We start from the raw sequence: 21,026 nt of genomic DNA on the forward strand, positions 1-21,026 counted from the left end.
GTCACAGCGGCCGGAACGTCGAACGGCCCCGCCCCGGAGGTTCCGGGGCGGGGCCGTTCTGTGCTGTCGTCAGGGGAGGGGAGGGTCAGCGGGCCTGGCCGCCCTTGGGCATCCGGGCGCCCTTGGGCATCGGGCCCTTGGGGATCGGCGCCTTGGAGAGCAGGTCGCCCAGCGCGCGCAGGCGATCGTTGGTCTCGGTGACCTGGGCGGCGGTGATGGCGCGGGGCAGGCGCATCAGGTGGATCTGCAGCTTCTTCAGCGGGACCTCACCCTCGCCGGTGCCCACCACGATGTCGTGCACCGGCACGTCGCCGACCACCCGGGCCATCTTCTTCTTCTCGGAGGCCAGCAGCTGGCGCACCCGGTTCGGGTTGCCCTCGCCGATCAGTGCGATGCCGGCCCGGCCCACGGCGCGGTAGACCGCGTCCTGGTTACGGGTGACCGCGACCGGGGTGGAGTTGGAGCTCCAGCCGCGCCGGATGTTGTTCAGCACCGCAGCGACAGCGCCCGGCTGGCCCTCCATCTGCCCGAACGCGGCGCGCTCGGCCCGGCGCCCGAAGACGATCGCCATGGCCAGCACGGCCACGATGAAGCCCAGGATGCCCAGGTAGATCGGATGGTCGATTGCGAAGCCGATGGCGAGGAACACGCCGAAGGTCAGCAGGCCGACGCCGGCGATGATCAGGCCGATCTTGGTGTCGACCTTCTTGGTCATGGTGTACGCCAGGCGGATCTGCTTGAGTCGCCCTGGGTTCTCGGATGTTTCCCTCGCCATAACGCTCATGGTACGTGGCGCGGGTACGGGATATCCAAGCCCGGGTACCCGTTCGCCCGAACCGTGACCCGGGGACCGTGCACCGTCGCGCACAGCGACGTCGGGCCTCAATGCCCTACGGAGCGTCCCCCGCCCGCCCCGCGCTCCCCGCCGGAGCGTCGTTCCGCCGGTCGGCCGCGTGCTCGCGGTTCTCGCACACCGCCGCCCAGGCGTTGCGTCGGGCGTGCCGCTGTCCGGGTGCCAGCAGGACGCTCTCGGCGAACCGCAGCGCCGCCCCCACCGACCGGATCCGCACCTGCAGCTGCATCCCGAACAGCTCCTCTCACGACTGGTCGTGGCTGAGAAGAATCGAACGCCCACCAGGCGTCCATCGTCCCCACCCCGTGTTACCAGTCCGTGACCAGGCAGTCAAAGCACGGTGAACCGTCGGAAGGGCGGAGCCGAAGCCCCGCCCTTCCGACGGTTCACGTGATTCACGCGGTTCGCGTGGCCGAAAGCCGACGTCGACGTCGAGGCCTGCGTCGACATCGAGGCCGACGTCGAGACCGACGTCAGACCGCGGCCTGCTCGCGCCGCTCCAGCGCCTGTCGGTACAGTCGCCCGGCCCGGTACGAGGAACGCACCAGCGGGCCCGACATGACTCCGGCGAAGCCCAGCTCCTCGGCCTCCTCCTGGAGCTCGACGAACTCCTGCGGCTTCACCCAGCGCTCGACCGGGTGGTGGCGCAGCGAGGGGCGCAGGTACTGGGTGATGGTGATCAGCTCGCAGCCGGCCCCGACCAGGTCGGCCAGCGCCTGGCTGACCTCCTCGCGGGTCTCGCCCATGCCCAGGATCAGGTTGGACTTGGTGACCAGCCCGGCCGCGCGGGCCTGGGTGATGACGTCCAGGGAGCGCTCGTAGCGGAAGGCCGGGCGGATCCGCTTGAAGATCCGCGGGACCGTCTCGACGTTGTGCGCGAGCACCTCGGGGCGGGCGGAGAAGACCTCGGCCAGCTGCTCGGGGACGGCGTTGAAGTCGGGGATGAGCAGCTCGACGCCGGTGCGGCCGGCGACGCGCTCGGCGGTCATCGCGTGCACCTGGCGGACGGTCTCGGCGTACAGCCAGGCGCCGCCGTCCTCCAGGTCGTCGCGGGCGACGCCGGTGATGGTGGCGTAGTTGAGGTCCATGGTGACGATGGACTCGGCGACCCGGCGCGGCTCGTCGCGGTCGAACTCGGCGGGCTTGCCGGTGTCGATCTGGCAGAAGTCGCAACGGCGGGTGCACTGGTCACCGCCGATGAGGAAGGTCGCCTCGCGGTCTTCCCAGCACTCGAAGATGTTGGGACAGCCGGCCTCCTGGCAGACCGTGTGCAGTCCCTCCTTCTTCACCAGCGACTGGAGGGCGTTGTACTCCGGGCCCATCTTCGCGCGGGTCTTGATCCACTCGGGCTTCCGCTCGATGGGGGTCTCGCTGTTGCGGACCTCCAGGCGGAGCAGCTTCCTGCCGTCGGGCGCGACAGCGGACACGTGCGACTCCTAGAACTAGACGGGGTACCCCCAGGGTACGCCTGTGGTTGTACGGCCTATGCCGGGCCTGCCGCCCTGCAATCGCAGGGCAACACGGCTACCGGCCAGTAGATTCCCAATGAGCGGGAGGGTTCAGCGGCTGAGCGCCGGCTCCGGCAGCTCGGCGAACACGTCCCGCAGGTGCCGCTCGACCGACGGCACCGCCTCGCCGACCGGGAAGTCGCGCCCCAGCTCGCCGGCCAGCGAGGCGACGCCCGCGTCCCGGATGCCGCACGGCACGATCTTGTCGAAGTACGTCATGTCCGGGTCGCAGTTGAGCGCGAACCCGTGCATGGTCACCCCGCGGGCGACCCGTACACCGATCGCGGCGAGCTTGCGGTCGCCGCCGCGCTGCCCCGCGTTGGACGGCGCGTACTCGGGGCCGGCCAGGCGAGGGTCGATGCCCAGCGGCAGGCCCATCCGCAGGGTGAGCTTGCCGATGTCCACCACCTCGGACGGGTCCACCACGGCGTCGGGGAGGTTCTCGCCGAGCACCCAGACCCCGCTGCGGCCCTCGACCCGGGTGGTGCCGATGCCGAAGTCGGCGGCGGCGCGGATCAGCGCCTCCTCCAGGCGGCGGACGTACGCGATGACGTCGATCGGGTCGGGCAGCTTGATGATCGGGTAGCCCACCAGCTGGCCGGGGCCGTGCCAGGTGATCTCGCCGCCCCGGTTGACCTCGACCACCGGGGTGCCGTCCAGCGGGAGGTCGGCGGGGTTGGTGCGCTTGCCCATGGTGTAGACGGGCGGGTGTTCCAGCAGCAGCACCGTGTCGGGGATCTCGTCCGCGACCCGCAGTGTGTGCAGTCGCTGCTGCTCCTCCCACGCCGCCTCGTACGGGACGACCTGCTCGCCTATGCCCATTCGAACGAAACGCACGTTCTCGCTCACCGCTGCCGCTCCTTGCCAGGCGTTCGAGACCAACCTCGCCACTGTACGCCCACGCCCGTCGCACCCGTTCGGCCGTCCCGGGTAGGCGCCCCTGGTCAGTCGGGCCCGCCCCCGCCCCCGCTCCGGTCGCCGGCCCGGCCCCTGTCTCCGCTCCCGCTCCCGTCGTCGGCGAGCAGTTGGAGTCGCAGGGCCAGTTGGAGCTCCAGCGAGCGCTCCGGGTGGTTCCAGTCCCGTCCGAGCAGCGCCTCGACCCGGTCCAGCCGCTGCACCACCGTGTTCACGTGGACGTGCAGCTCGTCCTTGGCCCGGGTGAGGCTGCCGCCGCAGTCGAAGTAGGCGCGCAGGGTGCGCACCAGCTCGGTGCCGCGCCGGGCGTCGTACTCGAGCAGCGGGCCGAGCGTGGCGCCGACGAAGCCGTCCACGTCGTGGCCGTCGCCGAGCAGCACCCCGAGGAAGCCGAGGGCGCGGGCCGAGGCGCCATCCCCGGCGCGGCCGAGCACCCGCAGGGCCCGTACGCAGCGCAGGCCCTCGGTGTAGGAGGCGGCCAGCGCGGCGGGGCCGGCGGCGGGGCGGCCGGCCCCGACGGTGACGGCGAAGCCCGCGAGCCGGGCCAGTCGTTCGGCGGCCCGCCGGGCGGTCTCCTCGGGGTCGTCGGTACTGCCCGGCACGACGGGCACCAGCAGGACGACCGTCTCGCCGTGTTCGGCGCTGACGCCGCGGGAGCCGAAGAGGTAGCGCCGGGCCGCGCCGGCCAGCCGTCCCCGGTCGTCGCCGTCGCGGTCGGCGGGCTCTGCGGTCAGCATCAGGTGCGGCCGGGCGAGGTCGACCCCGAGTCGGCGGCCGCGCGCGGTGAGCCCGGCCGGGTCGCGCTCGGGGGCGGTGAGCAGGTCGGTGAGCAGCTCGCCGCGGACCCGGTTCTCGGTCTCCGCCACCGAGCGGCGCAGTAGCAGGAGCAGCGCCGTCACCACACCGGCCCGCTCGAACAGCCGCCGGTCGGCGTCGTCGAGGTCGGGCCGACCGCGCAGCACCAGGGTGCCGAGTGCGTCGTGCCCTGCCAGCGCGGCGCACACCCACAGGTCGCCGTGCCGTACGGACCGGCCCTCGGCGCGGGAGGCGGCCACCGCCCCGGCGAGTTCGGCGGCGGGCCGTCCGGCCAGCGGCTCGCCCTCGGCGTCCAGTACGGCTGTCTCCCCGCCCAGCAGGTGGGCGACGGCGGCGGCGACGTCCGGCACCTCGGCGCCGCGCAGGACCAGGTCGGTGAGCCGGTCGTGGGCCTGCTCGGCGCGCTGGACGGCGGCGGAGTGCGCCCGGACCAGTTCGTTGGCGGCGTTCAGCTCGGCGAGCGCGGCCCTGGTGTCGGCCAGCGACTTGGCGGTGTCCAGCGCGATCGCGGCGTGTGCGGCCAGGGTGCAGAGCAGGGCGACCTCGTCGGGGGAGAAGGCGCGCGGCGAGCGGTCGGCGGCGAACAGGACGCCGATGACGTCCCCGCCGAGCAGCAGCGGCACGCCGATGATCGCCACCAGGCCCTCGTCCAGCACCCCGGCGTCGATCGTGCCGGTGTGGTGGAAGCGTTCGTCGGTGCGGTAGTCGGGGGTGGCGTACGGGCGGGCGGTCTGGGCGACCAGCCCGCCCAGGCCGTCGCCGAGGCTGAGCCGCAGGGTCTGGAACAGGGCCGAGACCGAGCCGTCGGTGACCCGCATGTAGGTGTCGCCGGCGGCGATGTCCGGCAGGGTCAGGTACGCGGTGTCGGTGCCGAGCAGCATCCGGGCCCGGCGGACGATGGCCTGCAGGACGGCGTCCAGGTCGCGGGAGGCGGCGAGATCCCCGGCGGTGTCGAACAGGGCCGTCAACTCTGCTTCGCGGCGCCGGTGTTGGCGCAGCGCCCGGTGCACCCGGAGGGCCTGCCAGGTGGCGTCGTCGATCTCGGCGAGGACGCCGGCCGGCGCCCCGCGGCGGCGGGCGTCGGCCAGCACCTCGGCGAAGTCCTCGGTGGCGGCGCCGGAGGCGAGCAGGTCGAGCAGCCGGCGCAGCGCGGGCGCGGCGCTCTCGTCGGGGTGGTTCATGGTGCGGGCCGCCAATCGGCGTCGGTTCCGTCGGTGCCGAGAACTCGCGATGCTATCGGCTCAACCCTCAGGTGACAGCGGGCTTTGCGGCCGGGGAACCGTCCGCCGAGGGCTCCTCCGCGGGCCGCTCCTCGAGCTCCGCCAGGTCCTGCCCCCTGGTTTCCCGCCCGCACAGCACCGCCAGTACGGTGACCGCCGCCGCGATCGCCACGTACACCGAGACCGGGGTGGCAGTGCCGTAGTCCTTGAGCAGCGCGGTCGCGATCAGCGGGGCGGGTGCGCCGGCCGCCACCGAGGCGAACTGGGCGCCGATCGAAGCCCCCGAGTAGCGCAGTCGGGTCGCGAACAGCTCGGAGAAGAAGGCCGCCTGCGGCGCGTACATCGCGCTGTGGAACACCAGGCCGACGGTCACGGCGACCACCAGCTGAGCGAAGGACCTGGTGTCCACCATCCCGAAGAACACGAACGCCCAGACCCCGACCCCGGCCGCGCCCACCAGGTACACCGGCTTGCGGCCGACCCGGTCGGACAGTGCGCCGAACAGCGGGATCAGCGCGAACTGGATCGCCGAGGCGATCAGTACGGCGTTCAGCGCGCTCTGCTTGTCGAAGTGGGCGTGGGTGACGGCGTAGGTGAGGACGAAGGTCGTCATCACGTAGTACGAGATGTTCTCCGCCATCCGCGCCCCCATGGCCACCAGCACCTCCCGCCAGTGCTGCCTCAACACCCCCACCAGCGGGGCCGGTTCGGTGGTCGGCCGGTTCCGTACCGCCTGCCGGAACAGCGGCGACTCCTCCACCGCCAGCCGGATCCACATCCCGACCCCGACCAGCGCCGCGGACAGCAGGAACGGCACCCGCCACCCCCACGCCAGGAACGCGCTCTCCGACTGCACCGCCGTCATCAGCGACAGCACCCCGGCCGCCAGCAGGTTCCCGGCCGGCGCCCCGCCCTGCGGCCAGGACGCCCAGAACCCGCGCCGCCGCTGGTCCCCGTGCTCCGACACCAGCAGCACCGCTCCGCCCCACTCCCCGCCGAGCGCGAACCCCTGCACCAGCCGCAGCGCGGTCAGCAGCACCGGGGCCGCCATCCCGACCGAGTCGTACGTCGGCAGCAGTCCGATCGCCGTCGTCGACCCGCCCATCAGCAGCAGGCTCACCACCAGCAGCCTCTTCCGCCCCACCCGGTCCCCGAAGTGCCCGAACACCAGGGCCCCGATCGGCCGCGCCGCGAACCCGATCGCGTACGTCAGGAACGACAGCAGCGTCCCGGTCAGCGGATCGGTGTTGGGGAAGAACAGCTTCCCGAACACCAGCGCCGCGGCCGTTCCGTAGAGGAAGTAGTCGTACCACTCGATCGTCGTGCCGATCAGACTCGCGGCCACCACTCGCGGGAGTGAACTGGTCGCCGTCGAACCACGTGCGGGGGCGTTCATGGGTCACCACTTCCAGGCGGGGGACGATGTCGCCACAAGGTAGGAACCCCACGCCCCGGGGACTATGTGGCTGACCCACATAGTCCCCGGGCGGTCCATGGCGAGCTGTCCCATGACCAGAGCGCGACGGCCCGCGCCCCCGGGGTGGGGCGCGGGCCGTCGATGCGGGTTCTCCCGCGGCCCCGTCTCAGCGCGCCGTCCAGCCGCCGTCGATGGGCAGGCTGGCGCCGGTGATGTAGGAGGCGGCGGGGGAGCAGAGCCAGAGGGCGAGTTGGGCGACCTCGGTGGGTTCGATGAGGCGCTTGACGGCGGTGCGGTCGAGCATGATCCGCTCGACCACCTCGTCCTCGGGGATGTCGTGGGTCAGCGCCTGGGCGGCGATCTGCTTCTCCATCAGGGGAGTTCGGACGTACCCGGGGTTGAGGCAGTTGCTGGTGACGCCGTACGGGGCGCCCTCCAGGGCGACGGTCTTGCTGAGGCCCTCCAGGGCGTGCTTGGCGGTGACGTACGCGGACTTGAAGGCGCTGGCGCGCAGGCCGTGGACGGAGGAGATGTTGACGATCCGGCCCCACTCCCGCTCGTACATGTGCGGGAGGGTGCGGCGCAGGATGCGGAACGGCGCCTCGACCATGACGCGTTGGATGAGGGTGAAGCGTTCGACGGGGAACTCGTGCACGGGCGCGACGTGTTGGAGCCCGGCGTTGTTGACCACGATGTCGGCGTCGGCCGGCAGGGCGTCCACGGCCTCGGCGTCGGCGAGGTCCGCGACGATCGCGTGCCCGCCGATCCGGTCCGCGAGCTCCCGGGCCGGGCCGGCCGCGAGGTCGACGACGTAGACCCGGGCGCCGGCCCCGGCGAGGGCTTCGGCGCAGGCCCGGCCGATGCCCGAGGCGGCCCCGGTGACCAGGGCCGTGCGGCCGTCGAGCGGGCGGGCAGTAGAGGTGTCCATGGCAGAGAACGGTAGGAATCCGGCGGCGCGGCTCCCATGTGGCAGACCGACACAGCATCCCGGTGTGTCATGGAGTCAACCACCACCGGCACCGGTTGACGGTTCGGGCCCGTATGGCCAAACCCATCCTGGCCCCGCTTCCCCACAATGGGCGCGGATGCTTCACCCGTTCGGAGGATTGCTCGGTCAGATCCACCCATAGCGCCCGAATGCTCGCTACATTCACGCCGATTCCCGACAGGGGGCGCCGCCCCGGGCGAGCCGAACTGCTGGTGGAGCCCGGTGCGACGTCCGAGAGGTGTTGACTGACATGCCCCAACGGCCTGCAACCGACAGCCCGGCGTACGGACCGCTCGACCCGCTCGGCCAGCGCCGAGGCCCGGTCGGCCGGGGCCTTCCGGACGCCCCCGACACCCTGACCGCCGACACGCTGACCGCGGACACCCTGACCGCCGACGCGCTGACCGCGGACACCCTGACCGCCGACGCCCCGACCGCCGACGAACTGCGGCTGCCCGCGCAGGCCACACCCACCCGGCACGACGCCACCGCCGCACCCGCCCCCGCGACCACCAGCGGCCACGGCAGCCACACCGGCCACTCCGGCCCGACCCCGCAGAACGGCCAGCTCGCCGCCCTGATCGAGGAGGCCGGCTTCTCGCACGCCGGCCTGGCCCGCCGGGTCGACCAGCTCGGCTTGGAGCACGGCCTCGACCTGCGCTACGACAAGACCTCGGTCACCCGCTGGCTGCGCGGCCAGCAGCCCCGCGGCGCCACCCCGGCGCTGATCGCCGAGGTCTTCACCCGCCGCCTCGGCCGCCGCCTCACCGCCCAGGACCTCGGCCTGGACGCCTGCGCCCCGGTCTACGCGGGCCTGGAGTTCGCCGAGACCCCGCAGGAGGCGGTGGACATCGTGGCGAGCATGTGGCGCAAGGACAACGGCCCGCAGTCCGAGTTGCGCCGGATCGCCTTCACCCCGGCCGGCCTGGTCGTCCCCAGCCGGGACTGGCTGATCGGCCGCACCGACGAGCGGGTCGCCCGGGACGGCTCCACCCTGACCCGCCCGGACGCCGCCACCGGCCCGCCGGGCGTCACCCCCACCGCACCGGCGCAGGGCGTCACCAGCGCGCCCGGTGCCCCCGCCGTGAGCCCCGCGCGCACCCAGCCCCCCGGCGCCCCGGGCGCTCCCGGCGCCCGCAGCACCGCCGGGACGACCGGCACCGCCGCCACCATCGGCCGGGTGCCCACCCAGAGTCGCCGCCCGCCCGCCGCCGTGGAGCCGCCGTACCCGGACCCGGCCCGCGACGCCCGCCCCACCCTGCGGGTCGGCCGCGGCGACATCGCCGCCATCCGGGCCGTCGGCGACCTCTTCCGGGCGCTCGACCATGCCTACGGCGGCGGCCACGCCCGGCAGGCGCTGGTCCGCTACCTGGAGAGCGAGGCCGAGCCGATGCTGCGCGGCCGCTACGGCGAACAGATCGGCCGCGCCCTGTTCGGCGCCGTCGCGGACCTGACCAGGCTGGCGGGCTGGACGTCCTTCGACATCGCCGCGCACGGCCTCGCCCAGCGCTACTTCGTCCAGGCGCTGCGCCTCTCCCAGGCCGCCGGGGACCGCGCGCTCGGCGGCTACGTCCTGGTGACGATGAGCCAGCAGGCCGTCCACCTGGGGCACGGCCGGGAGGCCGTCCAGCTCGCCAGGGTCGCCCAGCAGGGCGTCGGCACCGCCGTCCCGCCGGTAGTCCAGTCGCTGATGCACGCGGCCGAGGCGCGCGGGCACGGCCTGCTGGGCGACGTCCGGTCCTGCACCACCGCGCTGGTACGGGCCGAACGCTCGCTCGCGGCCTCCCGGACGGGTGACGAACTGCCCTCCTGGGCGCGGTACTTCGACGAGGCCCAGCTCTCCGACGAGTTCGCCCACTGCTACCGCGACCTCCAGCAGTGGCGCACCGCCGCGCAACACGCCGAGAAGTCGCTGCGGCTTCGTTCACCCGCCTACGCGCGCAGCCGGATCTTCTGCCGGCTGGTGCTGGCCACCGCCCGGCTCGGCATGGGCGACCTCGACGAGGCCTGCACCATGGCCACCGACGCGCTGCGGGCGGCGGGGGAGATGCGCTCGGCCCGCTCGCTGGAGTACGTCCGGGACTTCCACCGCCGCCTCACCCCCTACCGGGGCAGTCAGGTGGCCCGGGCCTTCGAGGAGACGGCCCGCCAGGCGGGCGTGATCTGACCGCAGCAGGTGCGCGAGGGCCGGGAGCTCACCAGCTCTCGGCCCGGACCCTCGGCCGTTCGGCACCGGCAGCCGTCGGCGGCCGCACTCCGCCCCGCACCCGCTGCGCCACCAGCGGGAACACCGGCACCGACAGCATCCCGGCGCTCACCAGGGTCGCCGCCGTCGAGGACGGCAGGTGCCCGGCCTGCACCTCGGTCGTGGTGATCACCACGACCGGCGGCAGTGCCGTCGCCCCGTACAGCCCTAGCGCCGTACGGTCCCGCCGGCCGAGCCCGGCCGGGGCGAGCAGTGCGGCGGGCACGCCGCGCACGGCGAGGAACAGGAGCAGGAACACCGGGACGAGCAGCAGCGTGCCGGGGTCGTCCAGCAGCGCGTCCAGGTCGAAGTTCATCCCGCTGACCACGAAGAAGATCGGCACCAGGAAGCCGAAGCCGATGCTCTCCAGCTCGGCCTCGACCACCTCCTCCTCGGCCCGCCGGATGTCGGAGAGCAGCAGCCGGGAGACGGTGCCGGCGGTGAAGGCGCCGAGCAGCATGTCCGGGTCCAGCCAGAGCGCGGCCGCGACCATCACGGCCAGCACCAGGATCACGGCGCGGATCGCGAACTGCCCGGAGGTGTGCAGGGTGCGCCCGATCAGCCGGGTGGTTGCGCCCAGCCGAGGACGTCCTGGCACGCCGTCGGTCTGTCACCCCGGCAGACCGCTGGCGTGTCCGTTCCTCCCCAGGACCGGCCTCAGGCCGCCACCTCCGCCTCCCGCGCACCGGCCGGCAGCCCGAGGTCGCCCAGCACCGCCTGGGCCGCCCGCCGGCCGGAGACCAGCGCGCCCTGCACGGTGCTGGTGTCCCGGTGGTCCCCGGCGACGTACAGTCCGGCCACCAGCCGCACCGGGCGGCGGGGGTTGTGCGGCGGCGGCATGGCCGGCAGCGCGTCCGGGACGTGCCGCACGCTGAGGAACTGCCAGCCCGCCGTCGGGACGCCGTACAGCTCGACGAGCCGGGCCCGGACGGCCGGTTCCAGCGTGGCCGGGCCGCCCGCGTCGAAGGAGCGCCGCCCGAGCACGGTGGTGGCGATCAGCGCCTGGCCGGCCGGGGCGTAGGACGGGTGCAGTTCGCTGAGCACCAGCGAATGCGAGACCAGCGGCGGGTGCCCGTTCGGCCGGTCGGCGTCGAGCAGCAGGACGGCCTCGCCGACCGGGGCGCGGTCGGCCGCGTGGAAGAAGGTGGTGACGGGGTGGAAGTCCGGCAGGCGGAGGCCGGGCAGCAGTTCGGCGGCCGAGCGGGCGTCGGTGGCGACCACCACGGCCTGGGCGCCGATCCGCCCGTGGGCGAGGGTCTCCACGCCGTCGGCGCCGATCGAGGTGACCTGCACCCCGGTCCGTACGGAGCCGACGGGCAGCGCGGCGGCCAGCTGGGCGGGCACCGCCGAGATCCCGTCGGCGGGCAGACAGAGCCGGCCGCGCGCGTAGGAACGCAGCACCAGGTCGGCGATCCGGCTGCTGGTGCCGAGGGCCGGGTCGCTCAGCAGGGCGCTGAGCAGCGGGCGCAGGAAGCCGTCGACGGTGCGCGGAGCGAGTCCGTGGCCGGCCAGCGCGCGGGCGGCGGTGGTCTCCGGGCGGGTCTGGAGTCGGGCGGCCGGGGTGGTGGCGATCCGGCCGAGCCAGCTGCCCAGCCGGGCCTTGTCCAGCGGGCTGCCGAGCGGGGCCCGGAGGGCGGCCTGCCGGGCGGCGGTGAGCTGCGGGTCCCCGGCGCGGTAGCGGCGGCCGGCGCTGTGCACGAGTACGCCGGGTGCGAGCGGGCGCAGGTCCAGGCGGTCGAGGTCGAGCGCTCGGCGCAGTTCGGGGAAGGCGGTGTTCAGCAGGTGGCTGCCGTCGTCGAGGCGGAAGCCGTCCAGCTCGCGGGTGGCCATCCGGCCGCCGATCCGGTCGGTGGTCTCCAGGACCTGGACGGTGAGGCCGTGGCCGGTGAGTGCGCGGGCGGCGGCCAGGCCCGCGAGTCCGGCGCCGACCACGACGACGTCCGGGTCGGACGGGCGACGGGCGCGGCGGGTGAAGTCGTACGTGGGCACTGGAGTGCTCCCTCCCTGGTCCCGGGGCTCCGGCCGACGCAGGCAGCGGGGTGCCGGGACACGGTCCGAGGAAGGTGATGCCCAGTCAGTGTGAGCATCAGACAAGTGCGGTGGACCGGATGCGGGGCTCCGGAGGGGTGGTGTGGCACCGGGCGGGGGCGCGGTCACGGACAGTGCGCCGTGGCGCCCGGGTTACGGGGTCGTCGGGCGCGCACGGTCACCGGGGGCGTGCGACGCGCCCGCCATGTGCTCCCGTGCGCCCCCTCCCGGAGCCCCGTCCGACCCCCGCCCGGCATATGCCCCTGGCCAGGGCGAATGCCGTACGGGGACTACGCAGAACGAACCGTCGCACCGCCGCCCGCGGAGCCGCCCCGTCACCACGGCGAGGCTTCGAACCGCCGCCCGCGGAAGCGCCCCGGAGTCCTCGCGAGGCCTCAGAGCGCCGCCCTCACCGCCGAGTCCAGGTCCGGGTGCGCGAACCGGAACCCGGCGTCCAGCAGCCGACGCGGCACCACCCGGTGGCTGCCGACCACCTCGACCGCCAGCTCCCCGAGCACCGCCTTGAGCACCGCCTCCGGCACCGGGAACGGTGTCGGCCGCCCCAGCGCCCGCCCGAGCGCCGCGGTCAGCTCGGCGTTGGTGGCCGGCTCCGGCGCGGTGAGGTTGAAGGGGCCGGAGAGGTCGTCCCGGTCGATCAGGAACCGCAGCGCGGCCACCTCGTCGGCCAGCGAGATGTAGCTCCAGTACTGCTTCCCGCTGCCGAGCCGCCCGCCCAGGCCCAGCTTGAACAGCGGGAACAGCCGCCCGCCCGCACCGCCCGCGGCGGAGAGCACCATCCCGGTGCGCGGGTGGACGACCCGGATCCCGGCCCGCTCGGCCGGCCGCGCGGCCGCCTCCCACTCCAGGCACACCTCGGCCAGGAAGTCGTCCCCGGCGGGAGAGTCCTCGTCGATCACCTGGTCGCCGGTCTGCCCGTACCAGCCGACCGCGGAGGCGCTGACCAGGACCGTCGGCGGCTCCTTGAGCTCGGCCAGCGCGACGGCCAGCGTCTCGGTGCCGTACACCCGGCTCTCCCGGATCTCCCGCTTGTAGGAGTCCGTCCAGCGGCGGTCACCGACCCCGGCGCCGGCCAGGTGCGCCACCGCCTCGACCCCGGCGAGCCCGGCCCGGTCGACCTCGCCGAGCAGCGGGTTCCAGCCGATCGCGGTGCTGCCGTCGGGCTGTGGCCCGGTCCTGGAGCGGTGCCGGACGAGCCGGACCACGTCATGGCCGTCCGCCAGCAGGGAGCGGACGAGCGCCGAACCGATCAATCCCGTGGAGCCTGTGACAGCGATGCGCATGGGCTCATCCTCGCAGTTCTTATCCTCTGTCACCTTTCGCACGCGCCCCATTAGCATCAGCCGGCATGACCCGTGATGACGATCCGACCATCCGCCTGGCCCGCCCCGAGGACGAGCGCGGACTCGCAGCGCTCAACCGGGCCACCTGGTCCACCCTGTCCGACGTCTCCGCGGAGCCGCCCACGGAGGACGGCGTCTTCGACGAGCGGCACACCCCCGAGCAGTACCTGCTCGCCGTGCTGGACGGCCGGATCGTCGGCTACGTCCGCCAGGTCCCGGCGACGCCGCTGGCCGTCAACCGGCACGTCCGGCAGATCCAGGGCCTGGCCGTCGACGACACGGTGCGCGGCCGGGGCATCGGCCGCCGACTGGTCGAGGCCGCCTGCGCGGCGGCCCGGGCCGACGGTGCCCGCAAGATGACCCTCCGGGTGCTCGGCTGGAACGCCCCGGCCCGCCGGCTGTACGAGAGCTGCGGCTTCGCGGTCGAGGGCGTGCTGGCCGAGGAGTTCCTGATCGACGGGCGCTTCGTGGACGACGTCTGGATGGCCCGCCGGCTCACCGACTGAACCCGCCCCGAGACCTGACGATCCGTCAGGTCGGGTGCTGCAGAGTCGTGACGTACCTGCCCTGTCTGCACGGCCACCCCGCCGGGTACCGTACGCCCGTGAGCAACTCGACGCCTCCCGGGTGGTACCCGGTCCCCGGTGCGGACGGCACCCCCGGTCACGAGCGCTGGTGGGACGGCAACGCCTGGACCAGCGAGGTCCGGCCGCTCCAGAGCGGCGCCGGACAGCTCGCCGACGCCCCGACCCAGCACTGGCAGCCCGCCACCCCGCCGCAGCCCGGTTACGGCTACCCGGCGCAGAGCGGCCCGGCCGCCCCCGGCTACGGCTACCCGGTCCAGGACGCGTCCCAGAACCCCGGTTACGGCTACCCCGGCCAGACGCCGTACCCGGGCGCGGCCTACGGCTACCCGCCGCCGGCCGGCCCCGGGAAGAACCGGACCGGCGTGATCGTCGGCGTCTCGGTCGCCGTACTGGCCGTCGGCGGGATCATCGCCGGGATCGTGGTCAACAGTGGCGGGGACACCAAGGCGGACCCGACCCCCAACCCCACGGTGACGGTCACCCGGAGCGCCAGCCCGTCGCCGACCCCGCCCCGGCCCACGCCCAAGCCCGTCCCGACCCTCAAGAGCACCGTCCCGGACCCGCAGCACGCGATCACCGTCCCGGTGTACGACGGCTGGGACGCGGCGGCCAACTCCACGCACTCCACGGTCTACCTCGGCAGCGGCCGCTACACCTGCGCCGACGGCAACTCCTGCATCCGCGGCCAGTTCTCGATCGAGAAGGACACCGTCCAGGGCGACACCCCCAAGGCGGCCTCCGACGCCGCCATGCCGGCCTACGCCGGGACGATCTTCACCGGGATCACCTCGCACACCGACTCCGGCTCCGGCTACGTCACGGTGGCCGGCGTGCTCGGCTACGCCACCCGCTGGCACGTCCGCACCTCGGACGGCACCCAGGGCTACGTCCTGCTGGCCGCCGTCCCGGCCAAGGGCGGCGGCTACGTCGTCTTCGAGGGCGGCGTCGACGACGACCCGGCCGCCCCGGACGCCGGGGTGCTGGACCAGATCCTCAAGGGCATCAAGCAGGACGGCACCGCCGCCACCCCCGGCGGCAGCACCTGACCCTCGGGAGCTGCGGCAGGATCCGCCCGGAACCCAGGCCCTGGCCGGCCGATCTTGCCGGGCCCGCGACGCGTCCCCAGCCTTCGGCCGGGAGGTACCCCCAGGCATCCGGCCTGGACGCACGCCCGAATCGCCCGAGTACGGCCCAGTACGAGGACGATCCGGGGCGCACGCCCAGCCGGGCGCCCAACGCCGCGGGCTGATCCGCCGAGATCGGCCGGACAGACCTAGTCCCCGTAGCGCTCCCAGAGCTTGGGGAAGCGTTTCGCCATGACGTCCGGGTCGTCGAAGTCCAGCGTCGCCCCGGCCGGCCGCCCCGCCTGCCGCCCGCCCACGTCGGGCAGCGGCAGGCCGGTCAGCTGCTCGTACGCCTCGTCGGCGGCGTAGCCGAGGTCCTCGGCCTCGCCGTCCTCCTCCTCGTCGAACTCGGGCAGCAGGTCCGCCAGGTCGTCCGGCTCGACCAGCCCGCCCTCGAAGATCTCCCGGCCCTGGCCGATCAGCCAGCAGCGGAAGTAGTCGAAGGTGTCCTCGGAGGCGCCGTCCAGCAGCAGGTGGGCGGCGCCCCACAGGTCGTAGCGGTAGGCGCGCTGGAACCGGGCCTCGAACAGCCGGGCGAAGTCGATCACGTCGTCGGGAGTCAGCTGGACGAGGCGTTCCACCAGCCGTTCGGCCTGTTCGTCGGGATCGCCGTCGGCGGCCTCCCAGGTGTCGTCGATGATCTGCCAGAAGTCGGTCTCGTCCATCACGGCTCAAGCATCCCTGTTCCGTCGTCTCCACGCATGCCATGACCCGGCGGATTCCGCATCCCGGGAATACGCCGGAGCCCCGCGCCGTCCGGGAACGACACGGGGCTCCGTACGACCGCGGTGCGGCCGTGCGCCTTACAGGCCGAGCTCGACCTCGAACTCGCCGGCCTCCAGGATCTCCTTGACCGCGACCAGGTAGCGGGCGGCGTCGGCGCCGTCCACCAGGCGGTGGTCGTAGGAGAGCGAGAGGTAGGTCATGTCACGGATGCCGATGGCGGTGCCGCCGTCGGCCTCGATGACGACCGGGCGCTTGACGGTGGCGCCGATGCCCAGGATGGCGGCCTGGTTCGGCGGCACGATCACGGTGTCGAACAGCGCACCGCGCGAGCCGGTGTTGCTGATGGTGAAGGTGGCGCCGGACAGCTCGTCCGGGGTGATCTTGCTGTCGCGGACCTTGGCGGCCAGCTCGGCGGTCTTCTTCGAGATGCCGGCGATGTTGAGGTCGCCCGCACCCTTGATGACCGGGGTCATCAGACCCTTCTCGGAGTCCACCGCGATGCCGATGTTCTCGGTGTCGAAGTAGGTGATGGTGCCCTCGGCGTCGTTGATCCGCGCGTTGACGACCGCGTGGACCTTCAGGGCCTGGGCGGCGGCCTTCACGAAGAACGGCATCGGGGAGAGCTTGACGCCCTCGCGGGCGAGGAAGCCCTCCTTGGCCTTGGCGCGCAGCGACATGATCTTGGTGACGTCCACCTCGACCACGCTGGTCAGCTGGGCCTGCTCGTGCAGGGCCTTCATCATGTTGTCGCCGATGACCTTGCGCATGCGGGTCATCTTGACCGTCTGACCACGCAGGGCGGACGGCGCGACAGCGGCCTTCGGCGCAGCGGCCGGGGCGGCGGCGACCGGGGCCGGAGCGGCCTTGGCGGCCTCGGCGGCGGCGATGACGTCCTGCTTGCGGATGCGGCCGCCGACGCCGGTGCCGGCGACGGAGGCCAGCTCCACGCCGTGCTCGGCGGCGAGCTTGCGCACCAGCGGGGTGACGTAGGCGTCACCGGCGTCGGCCGCCGGAGCGGCCGGGGCGACCGGCGCCGGGGCGGCAGCCGGAGCCGGAGCAGCCGGGGCCGGAGCAGCCGGGGCCGGAGCAGCCGGGGCCGGAGCAGCCGGGGCCGGAGCCGGAGCAGCGGCCGGGGCCGGGGCCGGAGCGGCAACGGGAGCCGGAGCGGCAGCGGCGGCACCCGGAGCACCGATCAGCGCGAGCTGGGCGCCGACCTCGGCGGTCTCGTCCTCGCCGACCAGGATCTTGACGACGACGCCGGCGACCGGCGACGGGATCTCGGTGTCGACCTTGTCGGTGGAGACCTCGAGCAGCGGCTCGTCGACCTCGACCGTCTCACCCTCGGCCTTCAGCCAGCGGGTGACGGTGCCCTCGGTGACCGACTCGCCCAGGGCGGGCAGCAGCACCGGGGTGGCGTCGGCGGCCGGGGCGGCAGCCGGAGCAGCCGGGGCCTCGGCGGCCGGGGCCGGCGCGGCGACCGGGGCCTCGGCGGCCGGGGCCGGCGCGGCGACCGGAGCGGCCTCGGCCACGGGGGCCGGAGCGGCGGCCGGGGCGCCGGTGCCGTCGTCGATGATCGCCAGCTCGGCGCCGACCTCGACGGTCTCGTCCTCGCCGACCTTGATCGAGGAGAGGATGCCGGAAGCCGGGGCCGGGATCTCGGTGTCGACCTTGTCGGTCGACACCTCGAGCAGCGGCTCGTCGACCTCGACACGCTCACCCTCGGCCTTCAGCCAACGGGTGACGGTGCCCTCGGAAACGCTCTCGCCCAGCGCGGGCAGTGTTACTGAGACCGCCATGGTTTCAGCGACTCCTATCAAGTCTTGCGTACGGGAAGTACTGGAAACGGGGGGTGGTGGGCGCGATCAGTCGTGCGCGTGCAGCGGCTTGCCGGCCAGCGCCAGGTGCGCCTCGCCCAGGGCCTCGGACTGGGTCGGGTGCGCGTGGATGAGCTGCGCGACCTCGGCCGGCAGGGCCTCCCAGTTGTAGATCAGCTGGGCTTCGCCGACCTGCTCGCCCATGCGGGCGCCGACCATGTGGACGCCGACCACGGCGCCGTCCTTGACCTGGACGAGCTTGATCTCGCCGGCGGTCTTCAGGATCTTGCTCTTGCCGTTGCCGGCCAGGTTGTACTTCAGGGTGACGACCTTCTCCTTGCCGTACAGCTCGACGGCCTTGGCCTCGGAGATGCCGACGGAGGCGACCTCCGGGTTGGAGTAGGTCACGCGCGGGACGCCGTCGTAGTCGATCGGCATCGGCTTGAGGCCGGCCAGGCGCTCGGCGACCAGGATGCCCTCGGCGAAGCCGACGTGGGCGAGCTGCAGGGTCGGGGCGAGGTCGCCGACGGCCGAGATGGTGGGCACGTTGGTGCGCATGTACTCGTCGACCAGGACGTAGCCGCGGTCCATCGCGACGCCGTTCTCCTCGTAGCCGAGGCCGGCCGAGACCGGGCCGCGGCCGATGGCGACGAGCAGCAGGTCGGCGTCGATCTGCTTGCCGTTCTCGGTGGAGACGCGGACACCGGACTCGGTGTACTCGACGCCCGAGAAGCGGGCCTTCAGCTCGAACTTGATGCCGCGCTTGCGGAAGGCGCGCTCCAGCAGCTTGGAGGAGTTCTCGTCCTCCAGCGGGACGAGGTGCGGCAGCGCCTCGACGATGGTGACCTCGACGCCGAAGGACTTCCAGACCGAGGCGAACTCGACGCCGATGACGCCGCCGCCGAGGATGACGGCCGACTTCGGGATCCGGTCGAGCTTGAGGGCGTGGTCGGAGGAGATCACGCGGTTGCCGTCGATCTCCAGACCCGGGATCGAGCGCGGCACCGAACCGGTGGCGAGGACGATGTGGCGGCCCTCGATGCGCTGGCCGTTCACGTCCACGGAGGTCTGCGAGGAGAGCTTGCCCGCGCCCTGGATGAAGGTGACCTTGCGGGACGCCACCAGGCCCTGCAGGCCCTTGTACAGGCCGGCGATGACGTCGTCCTTGTACTTGTGGACGCCGTTGATGTCGATGCCCTGGAAGGTGGCCAGAACGCCGAACTCGGCGGCCTCCTTCGTCTCGTCCGCGATCTCGGCGGCGTGCAGCAGAGCCTTGGTCGGGATGCAGCCGCGGTGCAGGCAGGTGCCGCCCAGCTCACCCTTCTCGACCAGGGCAACGCTCAGACCCAGCTGAGCGGCGCGGAGCGCCGCGGCGTAACCGCCGCTTCCGCCTCCGAGAATGACTACGTCGAAAACGGTGCTGGCGTCGTTCGCCACGTCACGTCCTCCATGCAATGGGGTGGGTCGCCGGGCCGGTCGCGGTCCGGTGGGTCGGAAGCCTTTGTGGGGCGCCCAGTCGTGCCGGAAATACATCTTCGCACTTGTTCGCGGTGGCTGATGTCCGGGTCCGCCCCAGGGGAGTCCCACGGAGTGGTCACCGGGGCGGGAATGCCCCCGACGGAAGGGCATCATCGCAGCTCAAGGCCTTGTTGACAGCCGCCGGACGGGCGTCTTCCACCCGCTTCGCAGCCACCTCTTCCGCAGTGCGGAACAAAGTTTCGCCCGTGGCGAACAAGGGTGCGGTGAGGCGTCCCGGTCTACTCGCAGGTAACCCGTACGGAAACGCCGACGGGGGCCCGGCGCACTCGCGCCGGGCCCCCGTCGAGGCCGGGGCCTGGAGGATCAGGCCTTGCCGTTGGCCGCGGTCTGCTCCGCGAAGCGGACCAGGGTGCGCACCGCGCTCGCGGTGCCGCCCTTCGGGGTGTAGCCGAACGGTGCGCTCTCGTGGAACGCCGGACCGGCGATGTCCAGGTGCGCCCAGTCGATGCCCTCGGCCACGAACTCCTGCAGGAACAGGCCGGCCACCAGGCCGCCGCCCATCCGCTCGCCCATGTTCGCCAGGTCGGCGATGGTCGAGTCGGTCATGCCCTTCTTCAGGTCGGCCGGCAGCGGCATCGGCCACGACTGCTCGCCGACCTCGCCCGCGAGGGCGTGCAGGTTGGAGCGCAGCTCGTCGTTGTTGGCCATCACACCGAAGGTGCGGGTGCCCAGGGCCAGCACCATGGCGCCGGTCAGGGTGGCCACGTCGACGATGACGTCCGGGTTGTCCTCGCCGGCCTTGACGATCGCGTCGGCCAGCACCAGCCGGCCCTCGGCGTCGGTGTTCAGGACCTCGACGGTCTTGCCGCCGTACATGCGGAGCACGTCGCCCGGGCGGGTGGCGGTGCCGGAGGGCATGTTCTCGGCCAGCGCGAGCCAGGCGGTCACGTTGACGGCCAGGCCCAGGCGCTTGGCGGCCACCACGGCGGCGAACACGGCGGCGGCGCCGGCCATGTCGCACTTCATGGTCTCGTTGTGGCCGGCCGGCTTCAGCGAGATGCCGCCCGAGTCGTAGGTGATGCCCTTGCCGATGAAGGCCAGCGAGGCCTTCGCCTTCGGGTGGGTGTAGGCCACCTTCACCAGCCGCGGCGGGTTGGTCGAGCCGTTGCCGACGCCCAGCAGGCCGCCGTAGCCGCCCTTGGTCAGCGCCTTCTCGTCCAGCACCTCGACCTTGAGGCCGTGCTCCTTGCCGGCCGCCTGGGCGATCGCGGCGAAGCTCTTCGGGTTCAGGTCGTTCGGCGCGGTGTTGACCAGGTCGCGGGCGCGGTTCATCTCCTCGCCGATCGCGGTGGCCCGCTCCACGGCGGCCTTGGCGTCCTTGCTGCCCTTGCGGGCGGTCAGCACGACCAGCTCGCCGACCGGCTCCTTGCCGTTGCCGTTGCCCTTGTAGGCGCCGAAGGCGTACGAGCCGAGCAGGCCGCCCAGCGCGACCGCCTCGACCTCCTCCGCGGACTCGGCCGGCAGGGCCAGCGCGGCCTTCTTGGTACCGGCCAGGGTGCGGGCGGCGACACCGGCGGCGCGGCGCAGCGCCTCCAGGCCGTAACCGCCCTCGGCCGCCTCGCCGAGGCCGACCGCGAGCACGAGCGCGGCCTTCAGGCCGGCGGGGGAGGCCACCTTGACGGCCTCGCCCTCGGCGCCGGTCGCGCCCAGGGTGCCGAGGATCTCGGCCAGCTTGCCGTCGAACGCCTCGTTCACGGCCTCGGCACCAGGGGTCAGCACGATCCCCTTGGGGCCCTTCGCGAGACCGACCACCAGGGCGTCCGCACGCAGCGAGGCGGCGGAGGAGGTGCTCACAGACAATGCAGTCACGTAATGCGTCCTGTTCTTTCGCGGTCCACGGCCGGTCGCGGCGTGACTGCCGAACCGGCGCAGCCCGACGTGCAGG

Annotated in this window: 17 protein-coding genes; 3 read left to right on the forward strand and 14 right to left on the reverse strand. The window is 73.3% G+C overall.

All coding sequences use genetic code 11. From position 1 onward, the window contains the following. Positions 1-85: 85 nt before the first annotated feature. The 7 genes from ACZ7BZ_RS30570 to ACZ7BZ_RS30600 all read right to left on the reverse strand — a co-directional run bounded on the left by ACZ7BZ_RS30570 (position 86) and on the right by ACZ7BZ_RS30600 (position 7,657). Entirely contained in the window at positions 86-775 is a 690-nt protein-coding gene (locus ACZ7BZ_RS30570; RefSeq protein WP_470361156.1) for a DUF4191 domain-containing protein, read from the reverse strand. Positions 776-890: 115 nt separating this feature from the next. Further along, positions 891-1,082, reverse strand: a complete 192-nt coding sequence (locus ACZ7BZ_RS30575) for a hypothetical protein (RefSeq protein ID WP_380455789.1) — start codon at positions 1,080-1,082, stop codon at positions 891-893. A gap of 244 nt (positions 1,083-1,326) precedes the next feature. Further along, positions 1,327-2,280 (reverse strand): lipoyl synthase, encoded by a 954-nt coding sequence (gene lipA, locus ACZ7BZ_RS30580; protein WP_470361157.1) that lies wholly within the window; start codon positions 2,278-2,280, stop codon positions 1,327-1,329. 132 nt (positions 2,281-2,412) lie between these two features. Beyond that, positions 2,413-3,183: a lipoyl(octanoyl) transferase LipB gene (gene lipB, locus ACZ7BZ_RS30585; protein ID WP_470361185.1), complete on the reverse strand. Its 771-nt coding sequence runs from the start codon at positions 3,181-3,183 to the stop codon at positions 2,413-2,415. A gap of 122 nt (positions 3,184-3,305) precedes the next feature. Next, on the reverse strand, positions 3,306-5,273 hold the full coding sequence (locus ACZ7BZ_RS30590; RefSeq protein ID WP_470361158.1) for a helix-turn-helix domain-containing protein: 1,968 nt from the start codon (positions 5,271-5,273) through the stop codon (positions 3,306-3,308). A 67-nt stretch (positions 5,274-5,340) separates the two neighbouring features. After that, positions 5,341-6,708, reverse strand: a complete 1,368-nt coding sequence (locus ACZ7BZ_RS30595) for an MFS transporter (RefSeq protein ID WP_470361159.1) — start codon at positions 6,706-6,708, stop codon at positions 5,341-5,343. A 187-nt stretch (positions 6,709-6,895) separates the two neighbouring features. Next, positions 6,896-7,657 (reverse strand): 3-hydroxybutyrate dehydrogenase, encoded by a 762-nt coding sequence (locus ACZ7BZ_RS30600; RefSeq protein WP_470361160.1) that lies wholly within the window; start codon positions 7,655-7,657, stop codon positions 6,896-6,898. A gap of 310 nt (positions 7,658-7,967) precedes the next feature. On the opposite strand from ACZ7BZ_RS30600, the gene ACZ7BZ_RS30605 reads away from it, so the two are divergent. Further along, positions 7,968-9,884 (forward strand): regulator, encoded by a 1,917-nt coding sequence (locus ACZ7BZ_RS30605; RefSeq protein WP_470361161.1) that lies wholly within the window; start codon positions 7,968-7,970, stop codon positions 9,882-9,884. Between the two features lie 28 nt (positions 9,885-9,912). Here the strand turns inward: ACZ7BZ_RS30605 and ACZ7BZ_RS30610 are convergent, their stop codons facing one another. The 3 genes from ACZ7BZ_RS30610 to ACZ7BZ_RS30620 all read right to left on the reverse strand — a co-directional run bounded on the left by ACZ7BZ_RS30610 (position 9,913) and on the right by ACZ7BZ_RS30620 (position 13,291). After that, positions 9,913-10,560 carry a cation:proton antiporter domain-containing protein gene (locus ACZ7BZ_RS30610; RefSeq protein ID WP_470361162.1) on the reverse strand — a complete coding sequence of 216 codons (648 nt, stop codon included), beginning with the start codon at positions 10,558-10,560 and terminating at the stop codon, positions 9,913-9,915. 59 nt (positions 10,561-10,619) lie between these two features. Continuing rightward, positions 10,620-11,951, reverse strand: a complete 1,332-nt coding sequence (locus ACZ7BZ_RS30615) for an NAD(P)/FAD-dependent oxidoreductase (protein WP_470361163.1) — start codon at positions 11,949-11,951, stop codon at positions 10,620-10,622. Between the two features lie 434 nt (positions 11,952-12,385). Next, complete coding sequence (locus tag ACZ7BZ_RS30620) at positions 12,386-13,291, reverse strand: TIGR01777 family oxidoreductase (RefSeq protein ID WP_380455771.1); 906 nt, start codon at positions 13,289-13,291, stop codon at positions 12,386-12,388. 65 nt (positions 13,292-13,356) lie between these two features. Between ACZ7BZ_RS30620 and ACZ7BZ_RS30625 the strand changes: the two genes are divergently transcribed. Both ACZ7BZ_RS30625 and ACZ7BZ_RS30630 read left to right on the forward strand, forming a co-directional pair. Continuing rightward, positions 13,357-13,857, forward strand: a complete 501-nt coding sequence (locus ACZ7BZ_RS30625; RefSeq protein WP_380455768.1) for a GNAT family N-acetyltransferase — start codon at positions 13,357-13,359, stop codon at positions 13,855-13,857. Between the two features lie 98 nt (positions 13,858-13,955). Continuing rightward, positions 13,956-14,984 (forward strand): DUF2510 domain-containing protein, encoded by a 1,029-nt coding sequence (locus ACZ7BZ_RS30630; protein ID WP_470361164.1) that lies wholly within the window; start codon positions 13,956-13,958, stop codon positions 14,982-14,984. Between the two features lie 227 nt (positions 14,985-15,211). Here the strand turns inward: ACZ7BZ_RS30630 and ACZ7BZ_RS30635 are convergent, their stop codons facing one another. The 4 genes from ACZ7BZ_RS30635 to ACZ7BZ_RS30650 form a co-directional block, all read right to left on the reverse strand. Continuing rightward, positions 15,212-15,727 (reverse strand): DUF4240 domain-containing protein, encoded by a 516-nt coding sequence (locus ACZ7BZ_RS30635; RefSeq protein ID WP_465747595.1) that lies wholly within the window; start codon positions 15,725-15,727, stop codon positions 15,212-15,214. Positions 15,728-15,865: 138 nt separating this feature from the next. Next, positions 15,866-17,584, reverse strand: coding sequence for a 2-oxoglutarate dehydrogenase, E2 component, dihydrolipoamide succinyltransferase (sucB, locus tag ACZ7BZ_RS30640; RefSeq protein ID WP_470361165.1), 1,719 nt, complete (start codon positions 17,582-17,584; stop codon positions 15,866-15,868). A 66-nt stretch (positions 17,585-17,650) separates the two neighbouring features. Further along, the gene (gene lpdA / locus ACZ7BZ_RS30645) at positions 17,651-19,039 is read right to left on the reverse strand and encodes a dihydrolipoyl dehydrogenase (protein ID WP_380455762.1); all 1,389 of its coding nucleotides are present in this window, start codon (positions 19,037-19,039) and stop codon (positions 17,651-17,653) included. Positions 19,040-19,444: 405 nt separating this feature from the next. Then, on the reverse strand, positions 19,445-20,950 hold the full coding sequence (locus ACZ7BZ_RS30650) for a leucyl aminopeptidase (RefSeq protein ID WP_470361166.1): 1,506 nt from the start codon (positions 20,948-20,950) through the stop codon (positions 19,445-19,447). Positions 20,951-21,026 lie beyond the last annotated feature (76 nt).

The organism is Kitasatospora sp. NPDC036934 (assembly GCF_055608425.1).

Coding starts and splice junctions, on each gene's coding strand:
- ACZ7BZ_RS30595 (WP_470361159.1), bottom strand. CDS start 6,708: ATGAACGCCCCCGCACGTGGTTCGACGGCGACCAGTTCACTCCCGCGA.
- ACZ7BZ_RS30620 (WP_380455771.1), bottom strand. CDS start 13,291: ATGCGCATCGCTGTCACAGGCTCCACGGGATTGATCGGTTCGGCGCTC.
- ACZ7BZ_RS30575 (WP_380455789.1), bottom strand. CDS start 1,082: ATGCAGCTGCAGGTGCGGATCCGGTCGGTGGGGGCGGCGCTGCGGTTC.
- ACZ7BZ_RS30600 (WP_470361160.1), bottom strand. CDS start 7,657: ATGGACACCTCTACTGCCCGCCCGCTCGACGGCCGCACGGCCCTGGTC.
- sucB (WP_470361165.1), bottom strand. CDS start 17,584: ATGGCGGTCTCAGTAACACTGCCCGCGCTGGGCGAGAGCGTTTCCGAG.
- ACZ7BZ_RS30625 (WP_380455768.1), top strand. CDS start 13,357: ATGACCCGTGATGACGATCCGACCATCCGCCTGGCCCGCCCCGAGGAC.
- ACZ7BZ_RS30570 (WP_470361156.1), bottom strand. CDS start 775: ATGGCGAGGGAAACATCCGAGAACCCAGGGCGACTCAAGCAGATCCGC.
- lipB (WP_470361185.1), bottom strand. CDS start 3,183: ATGGGCATAGGCGAGCAGGTCGTCCCGTACGAGGCGGCGTGGGAGGAG.
- ACZ7BZ_RS30635 (WP_465747595.1), bottom strand. CDS start 15,727: ATGGACGAGACCGACTTCTGGCAGATCATCGACGACACCTGGGAGGCC.
- ACZ7BZ_RS30605 (WP_470361161.1), top strand. CDS start 7,968: ATGCCCCAACGGCCTGCAACCGACAGCCCGGCGTACGGACCGCTCGAC.
- ACZ7BZ_RS30590 (WP_470361158.1), bottom strand. CDS start 5,273: ATGAACCACCCCGACGAGAGCGCCGCGCCCGCGCTGCGCCGGCTGCTC.